We start from the raw sequence: 26,081 nt of genomic DNA, 5'->3' as shown, positions 1-26,081 counted from the left end.
ATCCTTGGTGCCATGGAAGTGGCCGAGAATGGCGATCTGGCCAACTGGATGATCCCGGGCAAGATGGTCAAGGGCATGGGCGGCGCGATGGACCTTGTGGCCGGCGTGCAGCGCGTGGTGGTGATCATGGATCACACCAACAAGGCGGGCGACCCAAAACTGCTTAAAAGCTGCACCCTGCCGCTCACGGGCACGCAGGTTGTTGACCGCATTGTCACCGGCCTTGGTGTGTTTGACGTTGTGGACGGCGGCCTCAAGGTCGTCGAGCTGGCGCCAGACGTGACCATGGACGAGGTGAAGGCCAAAACAGAGGCCACGCTTGTTGAATAGCAGGTGACGGTGATTGCCAAAACAAAAGGCGCCCCTGTGGCGCCTTTTTTATTGGGCTAATGGTCTGCTAGCGTGCCGGGAGGGAAGCCATGCTGGGCCATGGCGTCGCCTAGGGCTCTCAGCGTTTCTTTGGGTACGCCCTTGCTGCAAGCGATATAGATCGGATAGTCCGGGTGGGCACCATAGTTCTCCAGGGCAACGAGCGTACTTGTGCCCGGTATTACGCGCTTGGCTTCTTCCCACTGGTCTTTTGGAACAATCGTATAGTGCGCACGGCCAGCAAGCACCATGCTCATCAACTGAAAATCCGTCTTGCCGGTCCGCAAGATCCAGCTCGGGTTCGAGCGGATAATGGTGTCGACTTTCTCGCCATAAATACCACTTTCAAGCAGTGTCCCAATCATGGTGCTGTCTTTGGCCAAAGACACGATGTTGCCGTGTGCCCGCAACCTGTCCAGGTAGCGCGGCAAGGTCAGAACAATATCGCCCGGGACCACATCGAACAGGTAGGGCAGGAAAGCCCATTTTTCAGCCCGCTCGAGCGTAGGCATGCGGCCTGTTGAGCAGATGGCCCGACGGCCTTCATTCAGCATGTCGGCTTCTTCATCAATCGTGGAGGCCATCCAGCGCACATCATAGCCTGCGGTATCAGCAACCGCGTTCAGCTGGTCGATATATCGACCGGTAGGCTTGCCGTCTACAACCCTGATGTCAGGCGGATAATGGTAAAAGGTGAAAGTAATAGTCGGCCGTGTGCTGGCCGCCACCGTAGTGGCGAAAAAAGCAATAAGACTATATAGAATAAGCGGTTTCAAAATTCTGTGCGAACCTCCGTCATGGCGTTCAGTATAGGTTTTCCCCCTTAACAAATCGTTCAGAAACGGCGCTCTGTGGCTGCGGCGTGATAATGCTGTGGTTTGGGGCCAATGACAGGCTATGATAGACAATGATGATATTTTCGCGCGATCGGGGACCGTCATGACCATTCCAACTTTCAGTCCCGAGTTGCCAGATTTTGCGGACAACCCGAGCGTGAGAGGTTTCCTGGTGGCCTGGGACCGCTGGCGCGGCGATTCCCTGCTGCCGAAACGCGATGACATCCGGCTGATGGATGTGCCGGAACTCATGCGCGGGGCCATGCTCCTTGATGCCGTCTCAATGGACGAATTTGTCTTCCGCTATGCCGGGACGCTGTATGAGGATATGTATGGTTTTGATTTTACTGGCAAAAATTATCTGGACCTGACAGACGAGGGCTTGAAGCCGATCCGCTCGAAACGCCTTTGGGGCATTGTATCCCAGCCAGCAGCGGCGGTCTGGACCACACCGAGCGTGGAAAGTGTTGATTTCACTGGTGTCAGTGTGCCGATCCTGCCCAACGACCCATCCCATCCGCGCAAAATCATGCAGATCGTGATGCTGACGCGTGAGATTTCGGAAGTCAGTTACAAAGTACGGGCACAGCGCCGGGAGAAAATCTATTTCTCCGACCATTTCCGCTATATCGATATCGGCGCAGGGTTGCCAGACACCAGCGTTGAGAGCTGATCCTTTCCGCTCTACCAAATCTTGAGTATGTTATTGTTGCTTTAACACGGTAGGGGGCGCTACAGCTTTGTGGTGGCTTTTTTGGGGGAGGCTTTATGACAATCACCAAGGACAGGCTGTTTGTCGCTTTTGCGATTTATTCGGGGGCATGGCTCTGTGTGTCGCTGGCACAATGGGGACTGTTGTCCTTGCAGGCGATCGTCCGGTCTTCCATCGCGGGGACGCCGCCGTTTGACCTCTACAGCTACGGGGTGGCTTGTTGCCTGATCGTAGCGATGCTGTGTGCGCCTGTTGTGTCGCGAGCGCCTCTTCTCTTGGCGCTTCTTTTCTCTGCTTTCGGCTTGCTCTTCCGGTTTGCCAATTATGTGTTTGAAGTCATCTATCGGCTCACGACCGAACCTGCCTATCAGGACCAATATTATGTATCGGTTGAATTGCCGTGGCGGGATATCGGCAGTGAAGCGCTTGGTTATGTCTTGGGCGCAGCTTTGCTTGCAGTCGCATCCCTTGCGCAACGCAAGTTGGCGCCTGAAGCAGGGTCTCCGTATCAGGCCTTTCTCAATTGGCTTCAGATTGACAGCGGGGTGATACGTGATCGTTTACCTGGGTTCAATAAGCTTGGCTCACATCTGGGTAAGATCACTGTTGCCTTGTGTTGTCTTGCTGCGGCCCAGTCGTTGGCAGACGTGACCAGCCTTCTTTTAACGGCCCCCTTCATGCAACAGATGATGAGCAGTGGATATGCGCCAGTTGAGCCGCTGAGGCAGTTTGTCATTGGCTATGCGCCGACGATTGTCTTGCTGACTGGTTTTGGCCATGTTGCAGGGCGTCTGGCGCGGCAAATGCAGCTTGAGATGTCGGTCATGGCCATTTGTGTTGCCACAATTCTATGCTTTGCACACGACATTGAAACCATCGTGTCGCTGACGTCGTCGCTTTTTGTGAGTAGCGACAACGTCGGGGAGTATGGGGCCTGGATTGCCGGCCTTCTGGCGACAATCCTTGCGGGCGCCAGCAGCCTATACCGCGGGTATAGCCGTCAGAAACCGTTGATTTCGGTGGCCGATTTTTAAGCCGTACCGCCGACCGTCAGGCCGTCGACACGCAGCGTTGGCTGGCCCACGCCCGCGGGCACGCTCTGGCCGCCCTTGCCGCAGGTGCCGACGCCATTATCCAGCTTCAGGTCGTTGCCGATCATCGACACGCGGGTCAGCACGTCAGGGCCGTTGCCGATGAGTGTCGCGCCCTTGACGGGTTCCATGATCTTGCCGCCGCGCACGCGGTAGGCTTCGGTGCAGCTGAACACAAACTTGCCTGAAGTGATATCCACCTGGCCACCACCGAAATTGACGGCATAGAGGCCGTCGTCGACGCTCGCCAGAATTTCAGCGGGGTCCTTGTCGCCCGCCAGCATGAAGGTGTTGGTCATGCGCGGCATCGGGGAATGGGCGAAGCTCTGGCGCCGTCCGTTGCCAGTGGCCTGCATGCCCATGAGGCGGGCATTCAGTCGGTCCTGCATGTAGCCTTTCAGGATGCCGTCCTCGATCAGCACGGTGCGTTCAGTTGGGGTGCCTTCGTCATCCACGGTCAGGCTGCCGCGCAGGTCTGACATGGTACCGTCATCTACCACTGTGACACCCGGTGCAGCCACGCGCTCGCCCAGGAGGCCTGCGAAGGCTGAAGTTTTCTTACGGTTGAAATCGCCCTCAAGGCCGTGGCCGATGGCTTCATGCAAAAGCACGCCGGGCCAGCCGGGGCCAAGCACCACGGTCATTTCGCCAGCAGGGGCGTCCACGCTTTCCATATTCACGGCTGCTTGACGAATCGCTTCGTCGGCCTGTGCCTGCCAGTGGGCTTCATCGAACAGGAAGTCATAGGCCTGGCGCCCGCCTGACCCCTCATAACCCAGTTCCTGCCGGTCGCCGTCGCGCATCACCACCTGCACATTCAGGCGTACAAGCGGGCGGATGTCACGCACACGGTGGCCGTCGGCGCGGATGATCTCCACAGCCTGCCAACTGCCCAGCAGGCTGGCGCTAACCTGCGCCACGCGAGGATCCCTTGCCCGGGTATAAGCGTCAATTTCCTCGAGCAGCTTGATTTTGCGACCGAATTCAATGCCGCCAAGCGGGTTGTCGCTGGTATACAGCTGCTTGTTGGTGCGCACAGGGGCAGGGGCCATGATGCCTGCGTTGCCGGTTTTGACGGCACGTACCGTTTCACCTGCGCGCCGGATGGCGTCCTCCGACAGCTCATTTGAGTGCGCGAATCCTGTGCTTTCGCCCATCACAGCCCTGAGGCCAAAGCCCTGGCTGCTGTCATAGCTCGCGCCCTTCAGGCGGCCATCATCAAAGTTGAAAGACTCGGAACTTGTGGCTTCCAGATACAGTTCGCCGTCTTCCATATCCGAGAGCGTGTCTGATACCAGCGCTTCCGTACGTTTTTCGTCAAGGTCCGACTCTTGGAAGAAAAAATTCAGCGACGCAGCTGCATCGGTCATGGAAAGTCCCTTTCTGTCGCAAAGTGCGAGTGATTCTATGATTTATGGGCCCGAAGGACAGATTACACCAAAAGTGCGGCACAATGTCGCATTTTTGAGGCAATCGCTGGCGCTACCATGGTATGGAGATGTGGGAATGACAAGCCATCTTCGATAAAATCTGGTGGCTTTGGGCAAAAAATGGCAAAAAAACGGCTTGAAGGGCTCACTCGGACTTGAGCCTTTAGGATCGTCTGGTATAAACGGCCCCGCATTCATATCGGCTGCGAGGTTCAGATGGTATATCCTCGAGGCTGATTGCTGGACGCCACGGACAAGAATGGCGCCGGTCCCCCGCAAGGGGTAGGAACAAAAGGAAAGCAGAACTATGAACGTCAAAAGGCTTACCGCCGGAGTTATGGCTGCATGGACAGCCCTGTTCGGTTTCACGGTTAGCGCGCTGGCTGAAGGGGTTATTGGTACCCCGGATGAGAAGGGCGTATGGCTTCAGGAACCAGTCAACGAGCAGGCTGCCCGGGTTGTTGACTTTAACGAACTTCTTCTCTGGATTATCACTGTCATCACGATATTCGTTTTCGCCCTCATGTTTTACGTGATGGTTCGCTATCGTGCCAAGGCTAACCCAGAGCCATCCAAGACCAGCCATAATACGCTGATCGAAATCATCTGGACGGTCGTGCCAATCGGCGTGCTTGTTGTGATTGGTTTCTGGTCTATCCCGCTTCTTTATTTCCAAGATGTCGTGCCGAAGACCGAGTTCGCGATCCGCGTGACAGGCAACCAGTGGAACTGGACATACAGCTATCCTGACCATGGCGATATCGAGTTTACCTCGACCCTGGTGCCAAACGAGGCGTATGAGACCTATCCTACATACGACCCGGCCGTTAAGGCGGAGTATGAAGCTGGTCTGACGCAGTTCCTGGGGAAGCCAGCCCAATTGAACGCGCGCCTCCTGGACACCAACAACCGTCTGGTCGTGCCGGTAGACACCAAGATCAAGGTGATGCTGACAGCTACGGACGTTATCCATGCCTGGACTATCCAGAAAGTGGGTATCAAGCTTGATGCCGTTCCCGGCCGCCTCAATGAGACCTGGTTCGAGATCAACAAGGAAGGCACTTACTACGGTCAGTGTTCTGAATTGTGCGGTAAGGACCACGCTTTCATGCCGATCACGGTTGAAGCGGTGTCCAAGGAAGAATTTGCCAAGTGGGTGGAACGTGCGAAAGCTGCTTATGCTGACGCCGGTACCACGGCCCTTGGTCGCTAAGACAAGTTAGGGAGAGAAGAGCAATGGCTCACGATAACCCAACTGGTTGGAGACGCTGGGTCTATTCCACCAACCACAAAGACATCGGTGTGATGTATCTTTGGTTCGCGTTCTTTGCTGGCCTTATCGGTTTTGCAATGTCCGGCCTGATGCGGATGGAGCTGGAACATCCTGGTGTTCAGTTCCTGCCAGAATTCCTTGGTATCACCGAAGATCACGCCCGTCATATGTTTAACGTACTGACCACTGGCCACGGCCTGATCATGGTATTCTTCATGGTTATGCCTGCGCTGATCGGTGGCTTCGGTAACTATTTCGTGCCGCTCATGATCGGTGCGCCAGACATGGCGTTCCCGCGCATGAACAATGTCAGCTTCTGGCTGATGCCTCCGGCCTTCATCCTGCTCTTGCTCTCCACTGTTGTGGAAGGTGCGCCTGGCATGAACGGTTTCGGTGGCGGCTGGACGGCCTATGCACCTCTTTCCACCAGCGGTCACCCTGGTCCTTCGATGGACCTGGCGATCTTCTCGCTGCACGTGGCTGGTGCATCGTCCATCATGGGTGCGATCAACTATATCACGACCATCTTCAACATGCGTGCACCGGGCATGACGCTCCATAAAATGCCGCTGTTCTCTTGGTCTATCCTGATCACAGCCTTCCTGCTTGTGCTGTCGCTGCCAGTTCTGGCCGGCGCCATCACCATGCTGCTGACGGACCGTAACTTCGGCACGACCTTCTTCGATCCAGCTGGCGGTGGGGACCCAATCCTGTTCCAGCACCTGTTCTGGTTCTTTGGTCACCCTGAAGTTTACATCATGATCCTGCCGGCTTTCGGTATTGTCAGCCACATTGTGTCGACCTTCTCAAGGAAGCCGGTCTTCGGCTATCTGGGGATGGCATACGCAATGGCAGCGATCGGCTTCATCGGCTTCGTTGTGTGGGCGCACCACATGTACACTGTTGGCCTGGATGTGGACACGAAGGCCTACTTCGTAGCCGCCACCATGGTGATCGCTGTACCGACGGGTGTGAAGATCTTCTCCTGGATTGCCACCATGTGGGGTGGTTCCATCCGCTTTGAAGTGCCAATGATGTATGCGATTGCCTTCATCCTGCTGTTCACCGTTGGTGGTGTGACAGGTGTGGTTCTGTCGAACGCTGGTGCTGATATCGTGCTGCACGACACCTACTATGTGGTTGCACACTTCCACTATGTACTGTCGCTGGGTGCGGTGTTCGCGATCTTTGCAGGTCTCTATTACTGGGTTGGCAAGATGTCGGGTAAGCAATATCCGAACCTTCTGGCGCACATCCAGTTCTGGATCACCTTCATTGGCGTGAACCTGATCTTCTTCCCGCAGCACTTCCTGGGTCTGCAGGGCATGCCGCGCCGGTATGTTGACTATACTGACGCGCACGCCTACTGGAACTGGGTATCCACGCTTGGGTACAAGGTGACAGCTGTTGGTGTACTTCTCTTCATCGTTGTGATGGCTATGACGCTCTTCAAGAAGAAGAAAGACTGTGCCGACAACCCATGGGGTGAAGGTGCCACAACGCTTGAGTGGACGCTCTCGTCTCCTCCTCCGTTCCACCAGTTCAACGAACTGCCAAAGATCAAGTAAGCCTTCGGGCTTACCCCTTTGGGAAAAAGGACAGACGTTTTGGCCGATAGCCTGACATCATATGAACAAACCCTTCAGCCTTCCGTATCGCGGGAGGCTGAAGCGCGTGACTTCGTGGCCCTGTTGAAGCCACGGGTTATGTCGCTTGTTATCTTCACCGGCTTTGTGGGCCTGGTGGCTGCACCGGGCACGATGAACCCAGTGCTGGCTTTCGCCGCAATCCTTCTGATTGCGGTGGGGGCAGGGGCGTCTGGCGCCCTGAATATGTGGTATGACGCCGATATTGACGCGATCATGGAACGGACGGCCAAGCGGCCGATCCCCGCAGGCAAGGTAACCCCAGGTGACGCGCTCGGCTTTGGCCTGACGCTGTCTATTGCCTCGGTGGTGCTTCTTGGCCTGATCGTCAATGTAACGGCAGCGGCGCTTCTGGCGCTGACGATTTTCTTCTATGTTGTCATTTACTCCATGTGGCTCAAGCGCCGTACGCCCCATAACATTGTTATTGGTGGCGCGGCAGGCGCTTTCCCACCGATGATCGGCTGGGCCGCGGTAACTGACAGCGTAACGATTGAGAGCATGGTGCTGTTTGGCATCATCTTCCTGTGGACTCCGCCCCACTTCTGGGCGCTCAGCCTTTTCATCTCGAAGGACTATGAAAAAGTGGGGGTGCCCATGCTGCCTGTGGTGGCTGGCGAGCGTGAGACCCGGAAGCAGATCCTCTTGTACAGCCTTCTGGTGGTGCCTTGCGGCGTCGCCCCTTATTTCCTGGATTTCGCAGGCCCGGTATATGGGGTGGTTTCAAGCCTCTTCGGTGCCTGGTTCCTGGGCCTTGCCACCATGGTTTGGCAGGGCCGTGAAAAGGCCGAGCGCAAGCTGTTCGCCTTTTCGATCCTGTATCTTTTTGTGCTTTTTGCAACGCTCGCATTCGAGCGCCTGATCACGGAGTGGCTGGTATGAGTGAAGACCTGAGCGAAATGCACAAACGCATGAAGAAGCGCAACCGGGTTCTAGGCCTGTCGCTGGCAGCCTTCGTTATCCTTGTTGCTGTATTCAGCTATTTCAAGATTAAGGGGCTGACGCCTTGACAGCAGCGGCTGCAAATAAGAACACGCGTGTCGCGATGATGGTATGCCTACTGGTTGTGGGCATGATTGGCCTGTCGTACGCCGCTGTGCCGCTTTATAACCTGTTCTGCAAGGTAACGGGCTATGGAGGCACCACGCAGGTTGCGGAAGTGGCCTCGGGCGCTGTGATTGACCGCGAAATGGACGTGCGCTTCAACGCCAGCGTTCACCGCGACATGCCGTGGGACTTCAAGCCGGTGCAGGTGCACCAGACGCTGAAGATCGGCGAGCAGGGTATTGCCCACTATGAAGCCTACAACCCCACGGGCCAAACCATCGTGGGCACGGCCACTTATAATGTGACGCCACACAAGGCGGGCGAATATTTTGCAAAGATTGACTGCTTCTGCTTTACCGAGCAGGAGCTGAAACCAGGCGAACGGGTTGACATGCCTGTCGTCTATTTCATTGATCCTCTGATTGCTGAGGATCCAAATCTGGATGACGTTAGCGAAGTGACGCTTTCATACACCTTCTTCGTCATGGAAGACGAGACGGCACGTGTGCGAGCGGAGCAGGGTCGCTAAAGCTAGGGTAACAAAAGGGAACGTCGGCAACTGTGCCGGTGCTTGTTAGGAGAGATTTTATGGCAGGCGATGTGAAACACGATTATCACCTGGTGAATCCAAGCCCTTGGCCGGCTGTGGGTTCGTTCGCAGTTCTGCTGATGATGGTGGGCGCGGTTTTCGCAATGAAGCCGGACGCTACGCTGTTCGGCATGAGCGGCTTTGGTAACTGGCTTTTCGGTGCGGGCCTCCTTGGCCTTCTGTACACGATGTTTGCCTGGTGGTCGGACGTAATCAGCGAAGCTGAAGGCGGCGATCACAAACCAGTTGTTCGCATTGGCCTCAAGTACGGCATGATCCTGTTCATTGCCTCTGAGGTTATGTTCTTCGTGGCTTGGTTCTGGGCTTTCTTCAATGCGGCGCTTTACCCAAAGATTCCACTGCCTGAAATCGGTGCTTTCTGGGAAACGCTCAATAATGAAGCCATGTGGCCGCCTGAGGGTATCGAGACATTCGACCCATGGCACCTGCCATTCATGAACACGCTGATCCTGCTGCTGTCTGGCACCACCGTAACCTGGGCGCACCATGCAGTTCTGGAAGGCGACCGCGACAGCCTCAAGAAAGGTCTGTGGCTGACTGTGATCCTGGGTGCGATCTTCACCTGTGTTCAGGTTTACGAGTATCAGCACGCGGCGTTTGAATTCTCCGGCAGCATCTATGGTGCCACCTTCTTCATGGCAACCGGCTTCCACGGTTTCCACGTTCTGGTGGGTACCATCTTCCTGGCGGTTTGCTTGGGCCGGGCCTACAAGGGCCACTTCACGCCAGACCATCACTTCGGTTTCGAAGCGGCAGCTTGGTACTGGCACTTCGTGGACGTTGTGTGGATCTTCCTGTTCTTCTGCGTCTACATCTGGGGCGGTGCTTAAGGCATGCCTGCAGACATGCAGAACAAAGAAACCGAAGCCGGCCGGGAGCAATCCCGGTCGGTTTCGCCTTATAAGGCCGGCTTTTTGGGCCGGTGCCCGTCCTGCGGCGAGGGCGCCTTCTTCAAGCCCATGAGCCTCGATATCCGCGAGACATGCGAGACGTGCGGGTTTGATCTCTCGAAGGCTGACCCGGGTGACGGCGCCCAGGTTTTCGTGATCCTGATCATGGGGGCTATCGCGGCCCTCGTGGGCTTCATCCTGATTGGCGGCATGCACATGCCCCCTTGGGCGGCCATGACCATCATCTTCGCTCTGATCCTGTTCGGCAGCATCTGGATGCTGCGGGTGTTCAAGGCAACGCTTGTGGCGCTGCAGTTCCACCATGACGCTTCAGAAGGCAAGCTGACGGACGATGGGGGCGATGATGCCTAAAGGCTTCAAGCCCGGACTGCCACTGACCATCTGTGCCCTGTTGGGCATGATTGTTCTTGTTGGACTGGGTACCTGGCAGGCCCGCAAGATTGGCCCCAAAACAGACTTGCTCGCCAGCATTGAAGCTGGGCTGGCGGCCGCCCCAATCCAGTTGCCGGTGCACCTGGATGACCCATCCACACTCAATTATCACCGCGTAACTTTCGCCGGTACCGTGCTGAACCGGGCGCCCGTCAAAGTATTCGCCACCAGCCTTTCCGGCAAATCGGGCTATCATATCTATGCGCCGGTGCGGAAACACCACGGCATGGTGGTGGCGGTAAACTTTGGCTGGGTGCCGTTTCATCAGAAGGAAATTCCGGCCCTGCCATCGGGCGAAGTTACGGTTACCGGTGTGCTGCGCACCAGCGCCACGCCCGGTTCCATGACGCCCCCGAATGACGCGGCAGGCGGCAACTGGTTCACCGCTGACGTGCATGAAATGGCGGCGCACTGGGGCCTGCGCACCAAGGAATATTATCATTTCCGCGTGTTTTCGGACCAGATCGGCGCGCTGGACGCGCTCCCTGAGGGCGCACAGGTGCGCGTGGATATCCCCAACGATCACCTTCAGTATGCCATCACCTGGTATGGCCTCGCCCTGACGCTCCTGGGCGTCTATATCGCCTTCGGCTTCAAACGCGGCCGGGAAGAGTAAAGTCGGGGCGTTGAAAATGAAATTGAACACCAAATTCAATCTCTATTTACGAAGTGCCACGATCATCATGTTTCTCGGCGCACCCGTCGTGTTTTTCAGTTTCGATGGTCGGGGTATTCCCGTTCTAGTCTGGTGTGTATTCATGCTGTTAGTACATGTTGGGATCGAAAAGCTGATACGCTGCCCCAACTGCCGGGCTTCTTTGTTGTTCAGACAGCATGTACACGGCTCACAAGCGGATAAGAAATGCCATCGATGTGGCTTTTCATATCAGGACTGAAGTGACGTTAGGCTCCCTAAGCAAGTGCTAAAGCAATTCTCCTGACGCTCAAACGCGCTTTGACTTGCATCCCGCCGCACCAACCCGTAGAACTGGGCTTCGCAAGATTCGTAAAGTTGAGTGCACTGATCGTGAAATATATATCTACGCGCGGCGAAGCCGAAAAACTGGATTTCGAAGGGGTAACCCTGACGGGGCTGGCCCGGGATGGTGGCCTGTATGTGCCCGAGGAACTGCCGCAGTTCAGCGCGGAAAAAATCCGCAGTTTCCGCGGCAAGCCTTATGCCGAGGTCGCCTTCGAGGTGATTCAGCCTTTCGTGGCCGGTAGCTTGTCTGACGCTGACCTCAAAGCCATGCTGGATGCCACCTACGGCAAGGCGTTCCGTCATCCGGCCGTGGCGCCGCTCGTCCAGCTTGGCGCGAATGACTGGCTGCTGGAGCTGTTTCACGGCCCGACGCTGGCGTTCAAGGATTTCGCACTGCAACTGCTGGGTCGTTTCTTCGACCATTTCACCGCCAAGCGCGGCCAGAAACTGACAATCCTCGGGGCAACGTCCGGCGATACTGGCTCCGCCGCCATTGAAGGCTGCCGCGGGCGCGATAATGTCACCATCTATATGCTGCACCCGAAAGACCGCGTGTCTGAAGTTCAGCGCCGCCAGATGACGACGGTGCTTGAAGACAATGTGGTCAACATCGCGGTTGAGGGCAATTTCGATGATTGCCAGGCGCTGGTGAAGGCTTGTTTCAATGACCTTGATTTCCGCGACCGCGTGGGCCTGACGGCTGTTAACAGCATCAACTGGGCGCGGGTGATGGCGCAGATCGTTTATTATTTCACGTCTGCTGCGGCGCTCGGCGCGCCCGACCGCGAAATTTCCTACACGGTGCCCACGGGCAATTTCGGGGATATTTTCGCGGGCTATATCGCTAAGGGCATGGGCCTGCCTATCCGCCAGTTGGTGATCGCCACCAACAAGAATGACATTCTGGCCCGCACGCTGCAGTCAGGGTCCTACCGCGCTGACGGCGTGGAAGCGACGCTTTCGCCCAGCATGGATATCCAGGTGTCCAGCAACTTCGAACGCCTGATGTTTGATCTGGCGGGCCGTGACGCCGCTGAAATTCGGGCCTATATGGATACACTGACGGCTGAGAAGGGCTTTGACCTGAAGCAGGGGCACCTTGAAGCTCTGCGTGCATCCTTCGCCGCAAGCCAGGCCGACGACGCCCTGACCGCGAAGGTGATGGCGGACCTTTATAAGGCCAGCGGCTATGTGGCCGACCCACATACAGCCGTGGGGCTGGCGTCCGCCGCTGTGTGCAACACTGATCCAAGCGTGCCTATGGTGACCTTGTCGACCGCTCATCCGGCCAAGTTCGGCGCGGCGGTTACGGACGCTACCGGTGTTAACCCGACGTTACCCGCTCATATGGCAGACTTGCTTTCGCGCGAAGAAAGGCTTATCACGCTCGCCAACGACGTGACGGCGCTTCAAGCGCGAATTATGCAAGGAATGTAGATTGAGTGTAGAGGTTACCCGCCTGCCATCAGGCCTCCGTATTGTCAGTGAAAGCCGGCCCCAGCTTCAGACTGTGGCCGTGGGCATGTGGGTGGACATCGGCGCGCGCCACGAACCTCTGAAGCTCAATGGCATCACGCACTGCCTGGAACATATGCTGTTCAAGGGCACCAAGCGCCGGAGCGCGCGTGACATCGCATCCGAGATCGAGTCTGTCGGCGGCCAGATGAATGCCTACACCAGCCGCGACAACACCACTTACTATGCCCGGGTGATGAAGGATGACCTGCCGCTGGCGTTTGACGTGCTGGCAGACATCATCCTCAATAGCCAGTGTGATGACAGCGAGCTTGTGCGTGAGAAAGAAGTGATTCTGCAGGAAATCGGCCAGGCACTGGATACGCCCGACGATATCGTGTTCGACCACCTTCAGGATGCCGCCTTCCGCGATCAGGCCATTGGCCGGTCGATCCTGGGGACTGCGGAAAGCGTGCGCAGCTTCTCAAGTGCTGACCTCAGAAGCTATCTGACCACCAATTATACCGCATCCAACATCGTGGTGTCTGCTGTGGGCAACCTGGAACACAAAGACCTTGTTGCCCTGGCGGAAGAAAAACTGGCGGGTCTCAAGAACGGGGAACCCAGCAAGGCCTCAGGCGCACGTTTCACTGGCGGTGACATCCGCGAAAAGCGCGAGCTCGAGCAAGTGCACGTGACGGCCGCCTGGCCCGGTGTCTCCTTCCAGGACGATAATTATTACGCCATGCAGGTCTATTCCACCATTCTGGGCGGCGGCATGTCATCGCGCCTGTTCCAGGAAGTGCGCGAAAACCGCGGCCTGGCTTATTCCGTCTACAGCTTCACGAGCAGCCATCAGGATGTTGGCATGCTGGGCATCTATGCCGGCACTGGGCCGGACATGGCTGAAGGCATGATGCCGGTGATCAAGGGCGAAATGGAAGCCTTGACCAAGGGGCCAACCGAAGAAGAATTCAAAATCGCCGTGGCACAGCTTAAGTCCGGCCTTGTGATGGCGCTTGAAGCCACGACTTCGCGCATGGAACAGATGGGCCGCCAGATGCTGGTGTTCGACCGCCTGATCCCGATCGAAGAGATGATCAGCAACGTCGAGGCGGTAACGCCTGATGACGTCGCCCGTACGGCCAGTCAAGTATTGGCTGAATCCGATATTGCAATGGCAATAGTCGGTGGTGGTGATCTGGACCGTATTACTTTTTCCTGACCAGGGAATTAGTTCAAATTATAACTAAATTTTAGGCTTAATTCATACACTCCTAAGTATTGCTGGTCGGCCACGTTGGTGGTACCATGTCGGCCATAATATAATCAGGGGGGACTCTTGTTGAGCCCGGAGTTGTGTCAATTGCTGGCCTACTGGAATGAGCTGGGTGGTGCCAACGCGCTGCCTGAGCGGTCACAACTTGATCTCCGGCAGCTTACCCCAATCCTGCCCTGGATGTTCATTCTGGAAATGAGCCCAGATGGCTCGCTTCGGTACCGGCTGGCAGGTTCAAGCCTTGAAGAAGGTGTTGGCTGTGGCATGGCCGGAAAAACCTACGCCGATATCTTCCATGACCATGAGCAGGCTTCCGTGATGGAAGAACTGTATGCCACGTCTCTGGTGCAGGGTAGTGGCCTTGTGCGCACGGGTGCCTTTTCTCTGGATCAGACCGAGACCTTTGAACTTGAGGTACTGGCGCTGCCGTTTGCCGACACCCGTGCCATGGCTGGCACTGTGCTCGTCGGCGTCGTGCGGCCCTTTGACGTGCTCAACCAGGGCTTTCTGGACCGCTGGGGGCGGTTTCAGCATGACCTGACCACCCTGATGGTGGTGCCGTCACCACGGGTTGTGACATCCGGGCAACTTTCGGACCGGGTGAATGCAACGCTTGAACTTATTGGTGTGGAACTCAGGGCGCTGGATGTGCCCAAAGTGCTTGACCTCTACCGTCAGGGCATGGGCAAGCTTCCAGGGCAAGACATCCCATCGTTCGAACTGGAGGCCCTGTCGGGCAGCCAGGAAAATTCCCTGAATTAGTTCGGTGTGCCGCCTCTAGGCGTGGCCGGCGTCAGATGACAGCATCGAGATATTGATGCCAAGCTTGGCCATGGCCCTAGGCCACTTTTGTTCCAGCTCAGTATTGAAAATGATCTCGTCATCAGCTTCTGCTGTCAGCCAGGAATTGGCCTGGATTTCTTGCTCAAGCTGCCCAGCGCCCCAGCCGGCATATCCCAGCGCCAGCAGGTGATGGATTGGCCCGCGTCCGCGCGCAAGTGCGGTCAGGATATCGACTGTGGCTGTAAGCGCCAATGTCTCGCTGACCACTAATGTTGATTCCTGCACGAAATCGGCCGAATGCAGCACGAAACCGCGCCCGGGTTCGACCGGGCCGCCCGTGTGAATCGGCAAGGGGGGAACCGGGCCATCGGTTTCGATGTCCAACTGCTCCAGCAGATCTTCGAATGTCAGGCTGGGGAACGGTTGGTTGATCACCAATCCCATGGCCCCGGACTCATCGTGCGAACAAACATAGACAACGCTCCGGTCAAACCGGGGATCAGTCATGTTGGGCATGGCCAGCAGGAGCTTGCTGTCCAGATAAACGGATGATGTCATAGGGCCTCTCTTTTTTGGCACCTCAAGCTTAGCGCGTATCAAAGGATTGTGCAATCGGCCAGCAGTTGTAAGGCATTGGGCATAGGGTCGCAGGCTGGACTGACAGCAATGTGATCATTCGCGACTGGCAATTCCGGCACGTGGTTGCTACTCATGACCAAATTCAGCTGGAGACCGGCATGCGTTCGATTTTGATAGTTTTGAGTGGCCTTCTTGGCTTTGCAGCACCTGCACAGGCAGGTGAGACACCATGGCAAGCGCATCTTGATATGCTGCAGACCCGCATTGTCACAACGTCCGCCGACATGACAGATGCTGATGGTATGCCGCTTCTGGCGTGGGAGGCCAAGCTGGCACCGGGCTGGAAGACCTACTGGCGGTCCCCGGGTGAAGCAGGGTTGCCAGTGCGTATCAGCCAGGACGGCACCGACATTGACATCCTGTTTCCGGTGCCTGAACGGTTTGAGCTTTTTGGCCTTGAAACATACGGCTACAGCCATGCTGTGCTGCTGCCTTTCAGACCGCTGAGTGTCAGCGACGGTGGTGTCAGCGTGAGTGCGAGCTTCATGGTGTGCAAGGACATCTGCGTTCCGTTTGATGCGACATATGATGTGCCGGCTTCTGCGCTTGGCGCCGATTTTTCCCCGCATGACATCCGGGTTTCCACCTGGATGGAAAAGGTGCCAGCGCGGGCAGGCGACGGCGGTGCGGGCCTTGCGATCGATTCTGTGCGTGTCGCCGGGCCGGTTGGTCGCCAGCACGTGGTGGTTGACGCCCATGCTGATGCCATGCTGACGGCGCCCGACATGCTGGCCGAGGTGAACGATATGGTTCATTTTGGTGCGCCAAAGATCAAGATTACCGGAGATGGCCGCTCAGCGCGGTTTGTACTTGCTGCCATGACAGGCAAGAAGCCAATGGATTTGCGCGGCGAACAGATCAGACTGACCTTCATTGACGGGCAGGGCCATGCCATCGAGCGTATTCTGGACCTGCCGGAAAAATAGCCGCTTGAAGCCCATATCATAACGGGTAAAGTACCCCCGAAATCAATCGCCCATTCGGGCAGACCATAGGAGCATACAATGACCATTCAGGTTGGTGACAAAATTCCCGCCGCAACGCTGACAACCATGACAGCAGATGGCCCGGGCCCCGTGTCCACAGACGAGTTTTTCAAAGGCCGCAAGGTTGTGCTCTTCTCCGTACCAGGCGCATTCACGCCGACCTGTTCGGCCAAGCACCTGCCAGGCTTTGTTGACCATGCTGATGAGATTTTGGCGAAAGCCGATGCGATCGCCTGCATGTCAGTAAACGATGTGTTCGTCATGAACGCTTGGGGCAAAAGCGCCGGCGTTGAAGACAAGGTTGTGATGCTGGCTGATGGCAATGCCGAATTTGCCAAGGCCCTGGGCCTTGAAATGGATGCATCCGGCTTTGGCATGGGCCTGCGTTCCAAGCGTTTTTCCATGATTGTGGAAGACGGCACTGTAACGCAGCTGAATATTGAAGAACCTGGCGCATTCCAGGTGTCGTCGGCAGAGCACGCGCTGACCCAGCTTTAAGCTGGCACGACATAAAACCGGGAAAGGGCGGCTGTTTGGCGGCCCTTTTTTTATACCCCGAAGGGGCACACAAAGGTAAGGGCTGTTGAAGCCAGATCAATAGTGCTAGAAGCGATCTAGAGTGTAACAAAAAGACTGTTGCTGGATGAGTTTTGAAACAGGTTTGAAGTCGGGTATCGCGGCCTGGCTGACAAGCGAGACCAGATTAAATCTGGCTCGCGCGGGGGAGGAAGTGTCGCGGCGTGTGGGACGTCGGGGGCGCGAGCTTTTGTATTTCCACCGCACGGACGATCCTTATTGCCAATTGATGGTTCAGGCATTGCCTGACCTTGCCAGCCGCTTTGATGTTAAGATCAAGCCGCTGGTGATCGAACGCCTGCCGGCCAACATGTACCCGGACCCACAGCGCTTTGAGGCCTACAGCATCCTGGATGCCACGCGCCTCGCGCGGCTTTATGGGCTTGGTTTCCCGTCAAACGCAATGGTGCCGGACCGGTTGAATGTTGGCATGGCGAACCGGTATCTCGTTAGCCTGCAGGACGACCCGAGCTTCTTTACGGCGGCCGAAGAAGTAGGCGAAGCGCTTTGGCGCAACGACCACAAGCTGGTGCGCAGCCAGTGTGTGGCCGCCGATATTGACGAACATGCGCTCGACAAGAACGAAAAGCTGCTGAAGGAGCTTGGTCATTATGCCAGCGCCACGGTCTATTATGGGGGTGAGTTCTATCTGGGGCTTGACCGGCTGGATCATCTGGAGCACCGGCTGAACCGGGCGGGGGTGGGTGATGGCGAAGTCCATTTCGAGCTGACGCGCCTGTGGCGGTACGGCTTGCAGAATATGGAAAAGTCTGTCTCTGGCCGCAGTGTGGAGGTCTATTTCTCTGTACGCAGTCCCTATAGTTACCTGGGCCTGCATCTGGCGGCGGAACTGGCCGAAAAATCAGGTGTGCGGCTCAAGCTGAAGCCCGTGCTGCCCATGATGATGCGCGGTATGAAGGTACCCAAGGCCAAGGGGCGTTATATCCTGATGGATACGGCACGGGAAGCGCGGGCAGAGGGCATTCCGTTCGGGCGCATTGTTGATCCGCTCGGGTTGGCGACCAAACGCGCCATGGGGCTTGGCTTTGCCTTGGCGGAAAGCGATCAGGACCTGGCCTTCTTCAAGGCTTTCACCAAAGGCGTGTGGGCCGAGGGCATCGACGGCACGACCGATGCGGGCCTCAGGAAAATTCTGGACCGTGCGGGGATCGGCGGTGCGAAACTTTCTGCCGCTTTGCCGGAGGATGTATGGGACCCAATTGCGGAACGGAACCGCCAAGCCCTTCTTATGGCGGGCGCCTGGGGCGTGCCGACCTTCCGCGTAGGCAATGAAACTCTGTGGGGGCAGGACCGTCTCTGGGCCGTTGTCGACGCTTTAAAGCAGCAGTGAAACGCTTCATCGCAGCAATCTTTCGCTTAGATTGACTGGCGGTAAAAGCTGCTTATTGTCATTTATTTGGCCGCCAGTGGGCAAGGGAGGCGTGTTTTCGGGTGTGGGACCCGGTGTGAGGTTAACCAAGGGGACGAGTTACAGTGAAGATGAATGATAAGATACGCGTTGGCTTTTCCGCGCTGTCGCTTTTGGCAGTGGCGGCCTGTGCAGACACGGGAAATGTGGAAAAGTCGGCGGCTGACCGCGCGGAACGCTTCAGTGCCAACCGCATTGAAGCAGATGTCCGCTTTCTGGCGGATGATACGCTCAAGGGCCGGGACACCGGCAGTGAAGGTTACCGGATTGCTTCCAACTATGTGGCGGCCGAATATGCCCAGCTTGGGTTGACGCCTGCGGGCGAGAATGGCAGCTATTTCCAGGAAGTGCCTTTCAAGACAGCCAAGTTGGATTTGGATACGGCAGCCGTGACCGTCACTGTGAACGGTGAAGAAAAAGCGCTGGCAGCCGGCGATGACTTCTACATGAGCGGGGACGTGAATGTGCCCTCCGGCGACGTTTCCGGCGATATCGTTTTTGTGGGCTACGGCATCCACGCGCCTGACCTGGGTCATGACGACCTTGAGGGTGTCGACCTTGACGGCAAGATCGCACTGGTGATCGGCGGCGCACCGACCAGTTTCAACAGCGAAATTCGGGCGCACCACGGTTCAAGCACTACAAAGAAGAAAGAGCTGGCCAGCCGAGGCGTTGTTGGCACGCTGATCGTCAGCACCCTGTCTGGCGAAAAGCGTCGTCCGTTTGAACGGCTGAAGAAATATCTTGGTACCGAAAACTTTGATTGGGTAGCGCCGGAAGGCTCCGGCGATAACGCACCACGCATTACCGCGTCGGCGGCCATCAGCCACGATGTGGCGCGCACGCTGTTTGAAGGCGCTGGCGTATCGTTCGATGATGTGATGGTGCAGGCGGAAGAGGGCGCGCCAGAAGCTGTCGCTCTCAAGACATCGGCGTCCATCAAGCGCGACAGCATCCTGTCCGACACCTTCTATAGCCCCAATGTTTTGGGTGTGCTTGAGGGTTCAGACCCCGTGCTCAAAAACCAATATGTCGTGATGTCCGCGCATCTGGATCATATCGGTGTGTCCGAGCACGCAAAGGGTGATGACAAGATCAACAATGGTGCGCTCGATAACGCTTCCGGCGTTGCCGTGATGATGGAAGTAGCGCGGGCCTATGTGCGCTCTGGCGAGCGTCCCCGCCGGTCGATCCTGTTCGCGGCTGTGGCAGCGGAAGAAAAGGGCCTCTTGGGCGCTGAATATTTCGCTAAATTCCCAACTGTGGCCAAGGGGCAGATGGTTGCCAACGTCAATGTGGATATGCCGATCCTTCTGTATGACTTTGCAGACGTGATTGCCTTCGGCGCGGACCGTTCCAGCCTTGGCCCTGTTACCGCTGAGGCAGCTGGCAGCATCGGTGTATCGCTGACGCCGGACCCCATGCCGGAAGAGGGCATCTTTACCCGGTCTGACCACTACCGGTTCGTGCAGCAGGGTATCCCTTCTGTATTCCTGGTAACCGGCTGGGGTCCTTCCGTGGACGGCAAGGATGGCGGTGCCATCTTCCGCGAGTTCCTGGGTAAAACCTATCACCGTCCGCATGATTCGCTGGATCAGGCCATTGATTTTCAGGCTGGTGCCAAGTTCGCTTATGTGAACTGGTTGATCCTGAATGAAGTGGCCAACGCAGACGAGCGTCCGCGCTGGAACGCCGGCGACTTCTTTGGTCGCACGTTCGGTGGCCTGGGCGCCGATGCGTCAGAGGCGCGTTAACCGCCTGACATCATTTGCTGAAAACAGAAAGCGCGGGGTCTTCCCGCGCTTTTTCTTTAGGGTTTATAGGGCGCCATGCCCTGGTTCGCCAAGGCGTCGGCGCGCTCGTTCCCCGGATCGCCCGCGTGGCCCTTTACCCAGATCCAATCGATCTCATGGGGCTTGATGGCCTCGTCCAGCGCCTGCCAGAGGTCAGCGTTCTTTACCGGCTTCTTGGCGGCATTTTTCCAGCCTTTGTTCTTCCAGGCATGAATCCATTTGGTGATGCCGTCACGGACATAGGTGCTGTCCGTGTGCAGATGCACAATGCAGGGGCGTTTCAGAAGGCGCAGGGCCTCGATTGCAGCCGTCAGCTCCATCCGGTTGTTGGTGGTCTCCATTTCGCCGCCGGTGATTTCCTTTTCGTGCTCACCATAGAGGAGGAGGGCGCCCCAGCCACCCGGGCCAGGGTTGCCGGAACAGGCACCGTCAGTATAAATCTCAACAACGTTTTTCTTAGACGACATATTGAGCCGCATCCCCGATCTGCTGGTGGAACTTCAGGCGCTTCAGGTAATCAAGCGGGTTCTTTGGATTGACCACTGCGCCTTCAACCGGGTTCAGCCAGTCATAGAGGCGTGTCAGCAGAAAACGGAGTGCCGCACCCCGGCACAACAGGGGCAAGGCCTGGATTTCGCCGGGTGTCAGTGGCCTGTGTGCGTCATACATTTCGATCAACCGCTTGGCGTGGCCGGGCAGGAACTGGTGGTTCTCGTCAAAGCACCAGCTGTTGATGCAGACCGCGATATCGTAGGCCAGCATGTCGGTGCAGCCGAAATAGAAGTCGATCACACCGGTGATGGTGTCGCCCGTGAACAGCACATTGTCCGGGAACAGGTCAGCGTGGATGGTGCCGCTGGGCAGGCCAGTCGGCCAGGCAGCTTCCAGGGCCGCGAGCTCTGCCCTGATTTCAGCGGCCAGGCCTTCCTTGACTTCGTCTGCGCGGGCGTCGGTCTTGGTTGCCAGTTCCTTCCAACCCGCAAGCGACAGGTCATTGGGACGGCTCTCATCAAAGCTTTGCCCGACCTTGTGCATGTCAGCCAGCATGGCGCCCAACGCGGCGCACTGGTTTTCCGACGGGTGGTGGACACTCACGCCCGACAGGAAACTGATCAGGCAGGCCGGGCGGCCCGCCAGTGTCTGCAGCGCTTTGCCTGACTTGTCATGGATCGGCAGGGGAGACGGGATGCCGCCGCCGGCCAGATGTTCCATCATATTCAGGAAGTAGGGCAGGTCTTCAGGATTCGCGCGTTTCTCATATAGCGTCAGGATAAAGCGGCTCTTGGTGGTCTCCAGCAGATAGTTGGAGTTTTCCACGCCTTCTGCGATGCCCTTGAAGCTGGTGGCTTCGCCCACATCATAGGTGGCCAGGAACGCATTCAGGGTCTGGTCGTCAACCTTGGTGTAAACCGCCATCAGGCCACGTCCTTCAGGATAGGCGGTACCTTGAAGACCACGTTTTCTTCTGCGGTGGTCACAAGCTCCAGCTTGGCGTCATAGTGGGCTTTCAGGGCTTCTATGACTTCCTCAACCAGCACTTCAGGCGCGCTGGCGCCAGCGGAAATGCCTACGGCGGTTGCGCCATCCAGCCAGTCCCAGTCCAGTTCAACCGCGCGGCGCACCAGCTTGGCCGGGCAGCCTGCTTTTTCGCTGACTTCCACAAGCCGCATGCTGTTGGAGCTGTTGTAGGCACCGATCACAATCATGCGGTCTGCCTGCTTGGCTACTTCCTTTACCGCAATCTGGCGGTTGGTGGTGGCGTAGCAGATGTCTTCCTTGTTGGGCTGGTCCAGTTCGGGGAAGCGCGCCAGAAGGGCGGCCACAATGTCGGATGTATCGTCAACCGACAGGGTTGTCTGTGTCACGAATGCCAGCTTTTCGGGATTTTGTGGCTCAAACTTTGCCACATCCTCAACGGTTTCAATCAATGTCACCGTGCCGTCCGGCACCTGGCCCATGGTGCCGATCACTTCCGGGTGGCCGGCGTGACCGATCATCAGGATTTCCCGGCCGTGCATCATGTGGCGCTCCACTTGCCGGTGCACTTTCGACACCAGCGGGCAGGTGGCGTCCACATACACCATGTTGCGGCGCTCGGCTTCGGCGGGCACGGCTTTCGGTACACCGTGGGCGGAAAAGACAACCGGCATGTCTGTCGGCACCTCATCAAGCTCGTCCACAAAGACAGCACCTTTGGCCTCAAGCCCTTCAACCACATAGCGGTTGTGCACGATTTCGTGCCGCACATAGACGGGCGCGCCGAACTTCTTGATCGCCAGTTCGACAATCTTGATTGCGCGGTCGACCCCGGCGCAGAAACCGCGCGGGTTGGCCAGAAGAATTCGCAGGCTGTTATCTGCCGCCATTCGGCTGCCTCCATGGGAAAGAAATTGCAGCCCTTAGCTACCGCTCAACGCCCCCAAGCGTCAAGCAAGACGTGCTTCGTTCGGTCATAAGCTATGGTGCATGTGTCACGCCACAGTTTGGACAAGCTTGGCTGATAGCCGAAGCCCAAGGGTTATTTATGCAGGCAGGGCCATAAGGTGGGTTGCTCTTTAGCAGTCTTCTTTTTATGATCGCGGCCAATTTCCGGCTTTCCGCAGAAGCCCAACGGGGCGCGCGGGGCCGATACCTGATTTTGAAAGGCGATTTATGTCCGTTCGTAGTGTGATTTTGTTCGGTCTTGTGTTCCTGCTTGCTGCCTGCGGCAACCGCAACCCGCTTGAGGTGACGGTCTCCCGCTGCCCGGCTGTGGCCGTTGTGGGCGACGCCGGCACCCTGACCCGCTTTGAAGGGCAGAGCCGCAATGTGGAGGATGTCGCCTTCACCGCCTCCATCATGGACGTAAAGCTGACGTGCGAAGAAGCTGAAGACGTTACCTCGCAAGTAACCTTCAGTGTGGCAGCCAACAAGGGCGAAGCCTTCAAGGGCGGCAGCGTGACAATCCCTTACTTTGTGGTGGTGATGAAAGACAACAGCCAGATTATCACCAAGAAAATCTATGATGTGACCCTGAATTTTGACCGCGATGGCCGTGCGGTGTCGCGAGAGGTTCTGGAGCAGCACATCCCGACGATCGCGCAGGCGCGGCGCTATAACTATGAAGTGCTGCTGGGTTTCCAGCTGACAGCCCAGGACGCGGTGTTCAATATGGAACGCTAAGCGCGGTCCAAAAATCTTCCAATAAAAACGGCGGCCCATTTGGAGCCGCCGTTTTTGATTCTGGGGTGACGCCGGGGCCTAGAAGGTTGCCCGGAAGGCCACGCCGATATTGCGGCCCGGCAGCGGCACATTATCCTTCAGGAAGCTTGTATGTTGGCGCGCCTCGACATTGCCGATGTTGGTGGCTTTGAGCGCCAGCGACAGGTTCTTGTTGTCGAACGGCCGCACGGTCAGATAGGCGTTCCACAGCAGGTAGTTTTCTGTCGGCAGCTCAAACTCGGTCACCCGGTTCTGGCTGGCGGCATATTCAAGCTCTGTCCGTACATCGACAGAAAACGAGGAGGCTTCAATGCCGACGAGCGCCGACAGGGGCGGGATGCGTGGCAGGTTATTGCTGCCATCCACGTCTGTCAGCTTGGCCCGGACATAATCCAGTTGGCCGTCCAGATGCACGTCAAATTCGCCCAGAGGGCCGCTGTTGAAGCTGCCCGCGTGGAATTCGGCCTTGGCTTCAAAACCGTAGAAACGCGCGTCGCTTGCGGTGAAGGCGAACACGGGCAGGCCGTCTTCCTCTTCACCCGTTGCGGCCTCGAAGATGAAGTCGTCATAGTTTGTCAGGAAGCCGTTCACCGCCAGGGTGAAAGGGCCTTCGGAGTAGCTGAACGTGGCCTCTATCCCAAGCGCAGTTTCAAGCCCCAGATTCTGGTCCCCCAGCTCAAAAGCGCCGGTGGCCAGGTGTGGGCCGTTCGAGAACAGTTCTTCGGCTGATGGCGCGCGTTCAGTGCGGAAGACGGACAAGCCCACAAAGGCGGCGTCGGAGAGATCATAACCCAGTCCTGCGGATAGGCTGAAGCCATCGAAGCTCTCGCTCGCGCCAAGCGCGTCGGCAGAATATTTCGTGTGCTCATACCGGCCACCTACTTCCAGCGTGTAGTGGCCCATGTCGAATTCCTTGACGCTATAGAGGCCAAACTGGTTCGTGATGGTTGGTGGCACAAAGGCTTCGTCGCCGATGGCGGAGAAATCGCGGCGCCTGAGTTGGATACCGGTAGCGCCACTCCAGGCATCGCCGCCTTTTTCAATCAGGTCCAGGCGGCCTTCCCAGCCTTTGTTGGCAAAGACGGTGCCGATTTCCTCACCTTCAAGTTCCGTGTGCTTATAGTCAGCATAGCCAAAGCGTAGCTTGGCTTTCTTGAACCAGGCAAAGTCGCGTTCCAGTTCACCATTGATGTCATAGCGAATCTGGTTCAGGTCGATGGTCACGGCTTCCTCGCCATGCTCTTCGCCCTCATGATCCTCTTCTTCTTCATGGCCTTCTTCATTGTGGTCTTCTTCGCCGTGCTCATGCCCGCCCGGCACGCCGTACTGGCTATCCACCTTCTTGATGTTCACGCCGATAAAGCCGTCCCGGAACAGAAGCGACAGGCCGCCGGAACCGCCGGATGTCTCAGTGGCGGAGTTTTCGGCGATACCAAATGCTTCGCCCTCACGCTCCTCATCATGCTCATCCTCATGATCTTCATCGTCATGGCCTTCCTCGGCTTCCTCTGCGTCATGCAGGGCTTCGGATTCGGCAAAGCCCGGGATTTTATAGTCGTCCGTGTTTCTGAACATGAAGTCGCCGTGGGCTACCAGTGTACTGTCGCCAAGCTTGCCAACAGTGGCGTTGAAGGCAGCTGTGACCTCGTCCCCGTCATTTACGGTGCTGTGGCCGTAGCGTACGGCCCCTTTGAAGCCGCCTGCGGGCAGTTCGTTGGGAATACGGCCATCGAATACGTTGATCACGCCGCCTGCGGCGCTGTTGCCGTACATCAGCATGGCAGTGCCGCGCAGAATTTCAATCCGTTCCGCAAGCGCCGGTTCAACAGACACGGCGTGATCGGGGCTGGTGGATGACGCGTCGATGGAGCCCAGGCTGGAATCCAGGACCCTGATGCGGTCACCGCCCAGGCCGCGGATGATCGGGCGGCTGGCGCCCGGGCCAAAGAAGGTGCTGGAAATGCCTGGCTGACGCTTCAGGGTTTCACCGAGGGAGCCGTCCAGCTGGCGCAGGATTTCTTCCTGCCGGAGTACGGTGGCGCCGACGATGGTTTCGCCCAGTTTGCGGCCTTCATAGGCGCCGGAGACAACAATTTCCTCTAGCTGTTCATCAAGTGGGGGAGCCTTTGTGGCTGCCACGGGCATGGCCCAGCCGCCGACAAGGGCACTGGTGGTAAGGAGAATAGTAAATCGTTTTTGCTTCATAACTTCAGACACGTCGATCATCCCTGTATCAATCAGTTTATGCGCGGCAAATGAGCCAACGCGTATTTTATTGGATTGTATTAGAGTTGCGGTGCAGGGCCGCAGGATCAGGCGTGTGCAGGGGGCGCGCGGATGGTGCCAAAACGGGCGGCGCGACTTTGCGGGGCAGCCGGCAGGGCGGTCGGTTCAAGCCATTCAGCACGGTCATTGAGAACAACGGCAGGCGCTGCCGCCACATCCATATCGGATGATTTCTTGACGATGGAGGCGACAATACAGGGGTGGCCGTCGTGTACGTGGTCTGCGTCCCCATAGGCGGCGCTGTGGGCGGCCGCGAAGAACTGGGCAGAGACAAAGACAAGCGCAAGCAGCGCCACAAGGCGTGCTTTCATGCTT

General features: G+C 57.2%; 27 protein-coding genes. 19 read left to right on the top strand and 8 right to left on the bottom strand.

The genetic code is table 11. The annotated features are described in order from the left end of the window. A partial coding sequence (locus B3Z17_RS05540) for a CoA-transferase (RefSeq protein ID WP_286828905.1) occupies positions 1-330 on the top strand: 330 nt, incomplete at its 5' end. Between the two features lie 56 nt (positions 331-386). Here B3Z17_RS05540 and B3Z17_RS05535 read toward each other — a convergent pair. Next, complete coding sequence (locus B3Z17_RS05535) at positions 387-1,145, bottom strand: transporter substrate-binding domain-containing protein (protein WP_286828904.1); 759 nt, start codon at positions 1,143-1,145, stop codon at positions 387-389. Positions 1,146-1,308: 163 nt separating this feature from the next. On the opposite strand from B3Z17_RS05535, the gene B3Z17_RS05530 reads away from it, so the two are divergent. Together B3Z17_RS05530 and B3Z17_RS05525 are read left to right on the top strand one after the other, a co-directional pair. After that, a complete protein-coding gene (locus B3Z17_RS05530; RefSeq protein WP_286828903.1) occupies positions 1,309-1,878 on the top strand; it encodes a PAS domain-containing protein in 570 nt (189 codons plus the stop codon). A gap of 95 nt (positions 1,879-1,973) precedes the next feature. Further along, positions 1,974-2,951, top strand: a complete 978-nt coding sequence (locus tag B3Z17_RS05525; RefSeq protein WP_286828902.1) for a hypothetical protein — start codon at positions 1,974-1,976, stop codon at positions 2,949-2,951. On the opposite strand, the gene tldD is transcribed toward B3Z17_RS05525, so the two are convergent. After that, complete coding sequence (gene tldD / locus B3Z17_RS05520; protein WP_068307419.1) at positions 2,948-4,378, bottom strand: metalloprotease TldD; 1,431 nt, start codon at positions 4,376-4,378, stop codon at positions 2,948-2,950. The genes B3Z17_RS05525 and tldD overlap by 4 nt on opposite strands. A gap of 367 nt (positions 4,379-4,745) precedes the next feature. Between tldD and coxB the strand changes: the two genes are divergently transcribed. From coxB to B3Z17_RS05465, 11 genes are all read left to right on the top strand, one after another. Next, positions 4,746-5,651 (top strand): cytochrome c oxidase subunit II, encoded by a 906-nt coding sequence (coxB, locus tag B3Z17_RS05515; RefSeq protein ID WP_286828901.1) that lies wholly within the window; start codon positions 4,746-4,748, stop codon positions 5,649-5,651. A gap of 23 nt (positions 5,652-5,674) precedes the next feature. Beyond that, positions 5,675-7,279 (top strand): cytochrome c oxidase subunit I, encoded by a 1,605-nt coding sequence (gene ctaD / locus B3Z17_RS05510; protein WP_068307415.1) that lies wholly within the window; start codon positions 5,675-5,677, stop codon positions 7,277-7,279. A 39-nt stretch (positions 7,280-7,318) separates the two neighbouring features. Further along, positions 7,319-8,239 carry a heme o synthase gene (locus B3Z17_RS05505; RefSeq protein WP_286828900.1) on the top strand — a complete coding sequence of 307 codons (921 nt, stop codon included), beginning with the start codon at positions 7,319-7,321 and terminating at the stop codon, positions 8,237-8,239. Next, positions 8,236-8,367 (top strand): hypothetical protein, encoded by a 132-nt coding sequence (locus B3Z17_RS05500; RefSeq protein WP_277620382.1) that lies wholly within the window; start codon positions 8,236-8,238, stop codon positions 8,365-8,367. Before B3Z17_RS05505 ends, B3Z17_RS05500 begins: the two co-directional genes overlap by 4 nt. Further along, positions 8,364-8,933 carry a cytochrome c oxidase assembly protein gene (locus B3Z17_RS05495; RefSeq protein ID WP_286828899.1) on the top strand — a complete coding sequence of 190 codons (570 nt, stop codon included), beginning with the start codon at positions 8,364-8,366 and terminating at the stop codon, positions 8,931-8,933. Before B3Z17_RS05500 ends, B3Z17_RS05495 begins: the two co-directional genes overlap by 4 nt. Before the next feature lie 59 nt (positions 8,934-8,992). Beyond that, positions 8,993-9,844, top strand: a complete 852-nt coding sequence (locus B3Z17_RS05490; RefSeq protein WP_286828898.1) for a cytochrome c oxidase subunit 3 — start codon at positions 8,993-8,995, stop codon at positions 9,842-9,844. Between the two features lie 15 nt (positions 9,845-9,859). Next, a complete protein-coding gene (locus tag B3Z17_RS05485; RefSeq protein ID WP_286828897.1) occupies positions 9,860-10,276 on the top strand; it encodes a DUF983 domain-containing protein in 417 nt (138 codons plus the stop codon). Then, positions 10,269-10,973 carry an SURF1 family protein gene (locus tag B3Z17_RS05480; protein WP_286828896.1) on the top strand — a complete coding sequence of 235 codons (705 nt, stop codon included), beginning with the start codon at positions 10,269-10,271 and terminating at the stop codon, positions 10,971-10,973. Before B3Z17_RS05485 ends, B3Z17_RS05480 begins: the two co-directional genes overlap by 8 nt. Before the next feature lie 411 nt (positions 10,974-11,384). After that, complete coding sequence (thrC, locus tag B3Z17_RS05475) at positions 11,385-12,776, top strand: threonine synthase (protein WP_286828895.1); 1,392 nt, start codon at positions 11,385-11,387, stop codon at positions 12,774-12,776. A 1-nt stretch (position 12,777) separates the two neighbouring features. After that, entirely contained in the window at positions 12,778-14,019 is a 1,242-nt protein-coding gene (locus B3Z17_RS05470; RefSeq protein WP_286828894.1) for a M16 family metallopeptidase, read from the top strand. Between the two features lie 120 nt (positions 14,020-14,139). Continuing rightward, positions 14,140-14,835: a PAS domain-containing protein gene (locus B3Z17_RS05465; protein WP_286828893.1), complete on the top strand. Its 696-nt coding sequence runs from the start codon at positions 14,140-14,142 to the stop codon at positions 14,833-14,835. Positions 14,836-14,850: 15 nt separating this feature from the next. Here B3Z17_RS05465 and B3Z17_RS05460 read toward each other — a convergent pair whose 3' ends face one another. Beyond that, complete coding sequence (locus B3Z17_RS05460; protein ID WP_286828892.1) at positions 14,851-15,414, bottom strand: YqgE/AlgH family protein; 564 nt, start codon at positions 15,412-15,414, stop codon at positions 14,851-14,853. Positions 15,415-15,593: 179 nt separating this feature from the next. On the opposite strand from B3Z17_RS05460, the gene B3Z17_RS05455 reads away from it, so the two are divergent. The 4 genes from B3Z17_RS05455 to B3Z17_RS05440 all read left to right on the top strand — a co-directional run bounded on the left by B3Z17_RS05455 (position 15,594) and on the right by B3Z17_RS05440 (position 20,240). Beyond that, positions 15,594-16,421 (top strand): protein-disulfide reductase DsbD domain-containing protein, encoded by an 828-nt coding sequence (locus B3Z17_RS05455; RefSeq protein WP_286828891.1) that lies wholly within the window; start codon positions 15,594-15,596, stop codon positions 16,419-16,421. A 78-nt stretch (positions 16,422-16,499) separates the two neighbouring features. Continuing rightward, positions 16,500-16,979 carry a peroxiredoxin gene (locus tag B3Z17_RS05450; RefSeq protein ID WP_068307397.1) on the top strand — a complete coding sequence of 160 codons (480 nt, stop codon included), beginning with the start codon at positions 16,500-16,502 and terminating at the stop codon, positions 16,977-16,979. A 145-nt stretch (positions 16,980-17,124) separates the two neighbouring features. Continuing rightward, positions 17,125-18,408, top strand: a complete 1,284-nt coding sequence (locus B3Z17_RS05445) for a DsbA family protein (protein WP_286828890.1) — start codon at positions 17,125-17,127, stop codon at positions 18,406-18,408. A 149-nt stretch (positions 18,409-18,557) separates the two neighbouring features. After that, positions 18,558-20,240, top strand: coding sequence for a M20/M25/M40 family metallo-hydrolase (locus B3Z17_RS05440; protein ID WP_286828906.1), 1,683 nt, complete (start codon positions 18,558-18,560; stop codon positions 20,238-20,240). A gap of 56 nt (positions 20,241-20,296) precedes the next feature. On the opposite strand, the gene rnhA is transcribed toward B3Z17_RS05440, so the two are convergent. From rnhA to ispH, 3 genes are read right to left on the bottom strand one after another with little or no spacing between them, the layout of a single operon-like run. Further along, on the bottom strand, positions 20,297-20,746 hold the full coding sequence (gene rnhA / locus B3Z17_RS05435) for a ribonuclease HI (RefSeq protein ID WP_286828889.1): 450 nt from the start codon (positions 20,744-20,746) through the stop codon (positions 20,297-20,299). Beyond that, the gene (thrB, locus tag B3Z17_RS05430) at positions 20,736-21,695 is read right to left on the bottom strand and encodes a homoserine kinase (RefSeq protein WP_286828888.1); all 960 of its coding nucleotides are present in this window, start codon (positions 21,693-21,695) and stop codon (positions 20,736-20,738) included. The genes rnhA and thrB overlap by 11 nt, the downstream gene beginning before the upstream one ends. Continuing rightward, positions 21,695-22,645, bottom strand: coding sequence for a 4-hydroxy-3-methylbut-2-enyl diphosphate reductase (gene ispH / locus B3Z17_RS05425; protein WP_068307389.1), 951 nt, complete (start codon positions 22,643-22,645; stop codon positions 21,695-21,697). The genes thrB and ispH overlap by 1 nt, the downstream gene beginning before the upstream one ends. A gap of 286 nt (positions 22,646-22,931) precedes the next feature. Here ispH and B3Z17_RS05420 point away from each other — a divergent pair, with 286 nt between their 5' ends. Beyond that, positions 22,932-23,441 (top strand): hypothetical protein, encoded by a 510-nt coding sequence (locus B3Z17_RS05420; protein WP_068307388.1) that lies wholly within the window; start codon positions 22,932-22,934, stop codon positions 23,439-23,441. 78 nt (positions 23,442-23,519) lie between these two features. Here the strand turns inward: B3Z17_RS05420 and B3Z17_RS05415 are convergent, their stop codons facing one another. Both B3Z17_RS05415 and B3Z17_RS05410 read right to left on the bottom strand, forming a co-directional pair. Next, positions 23,520-25,697: a TonB-dependent receptor gene (locus B3Z17_RS05415; protein WP_286828887.1), complete on the bottom strand. Its 2,178-nt coding sequence runs from the start codon at positions 25,695-25,697 to the stop codon at positions 23,520-23,522. Positions 25,698-25,792: 95 nt separating this feature from the next. Further along, positions 25,793-26,077 carry a hypothetical protein gene (locus B3Z17_RS05410; protein WP_068307384.1) on the bottom strand — a complete coding sequence of 95 codons (285 nt, stop codon included), beginning with the start codon at positions 26,075-26,077 and terminating at the stop codon, positions 25,793-25,795. Between the last annotated feature and the right edge of the window lie 4 nt (positions 26,078-26,081).

Origin of the sequence: Kordiimonas sp. UBA4487 (assembly GCF_002389025.1) — a bacterium.
Lineage (GTDB): Bacteria > Pseudomonadota > Alphaproteobacteria > Sphingomonadales > Kordiimonadaceae > Kordiimonas > Kordiimonas lacus.
The sequence above is the reverse complement of the archived record's forward strand: the minus strand, read 5'-3'. Positions and strand labels throughout refer to the sequence as shown.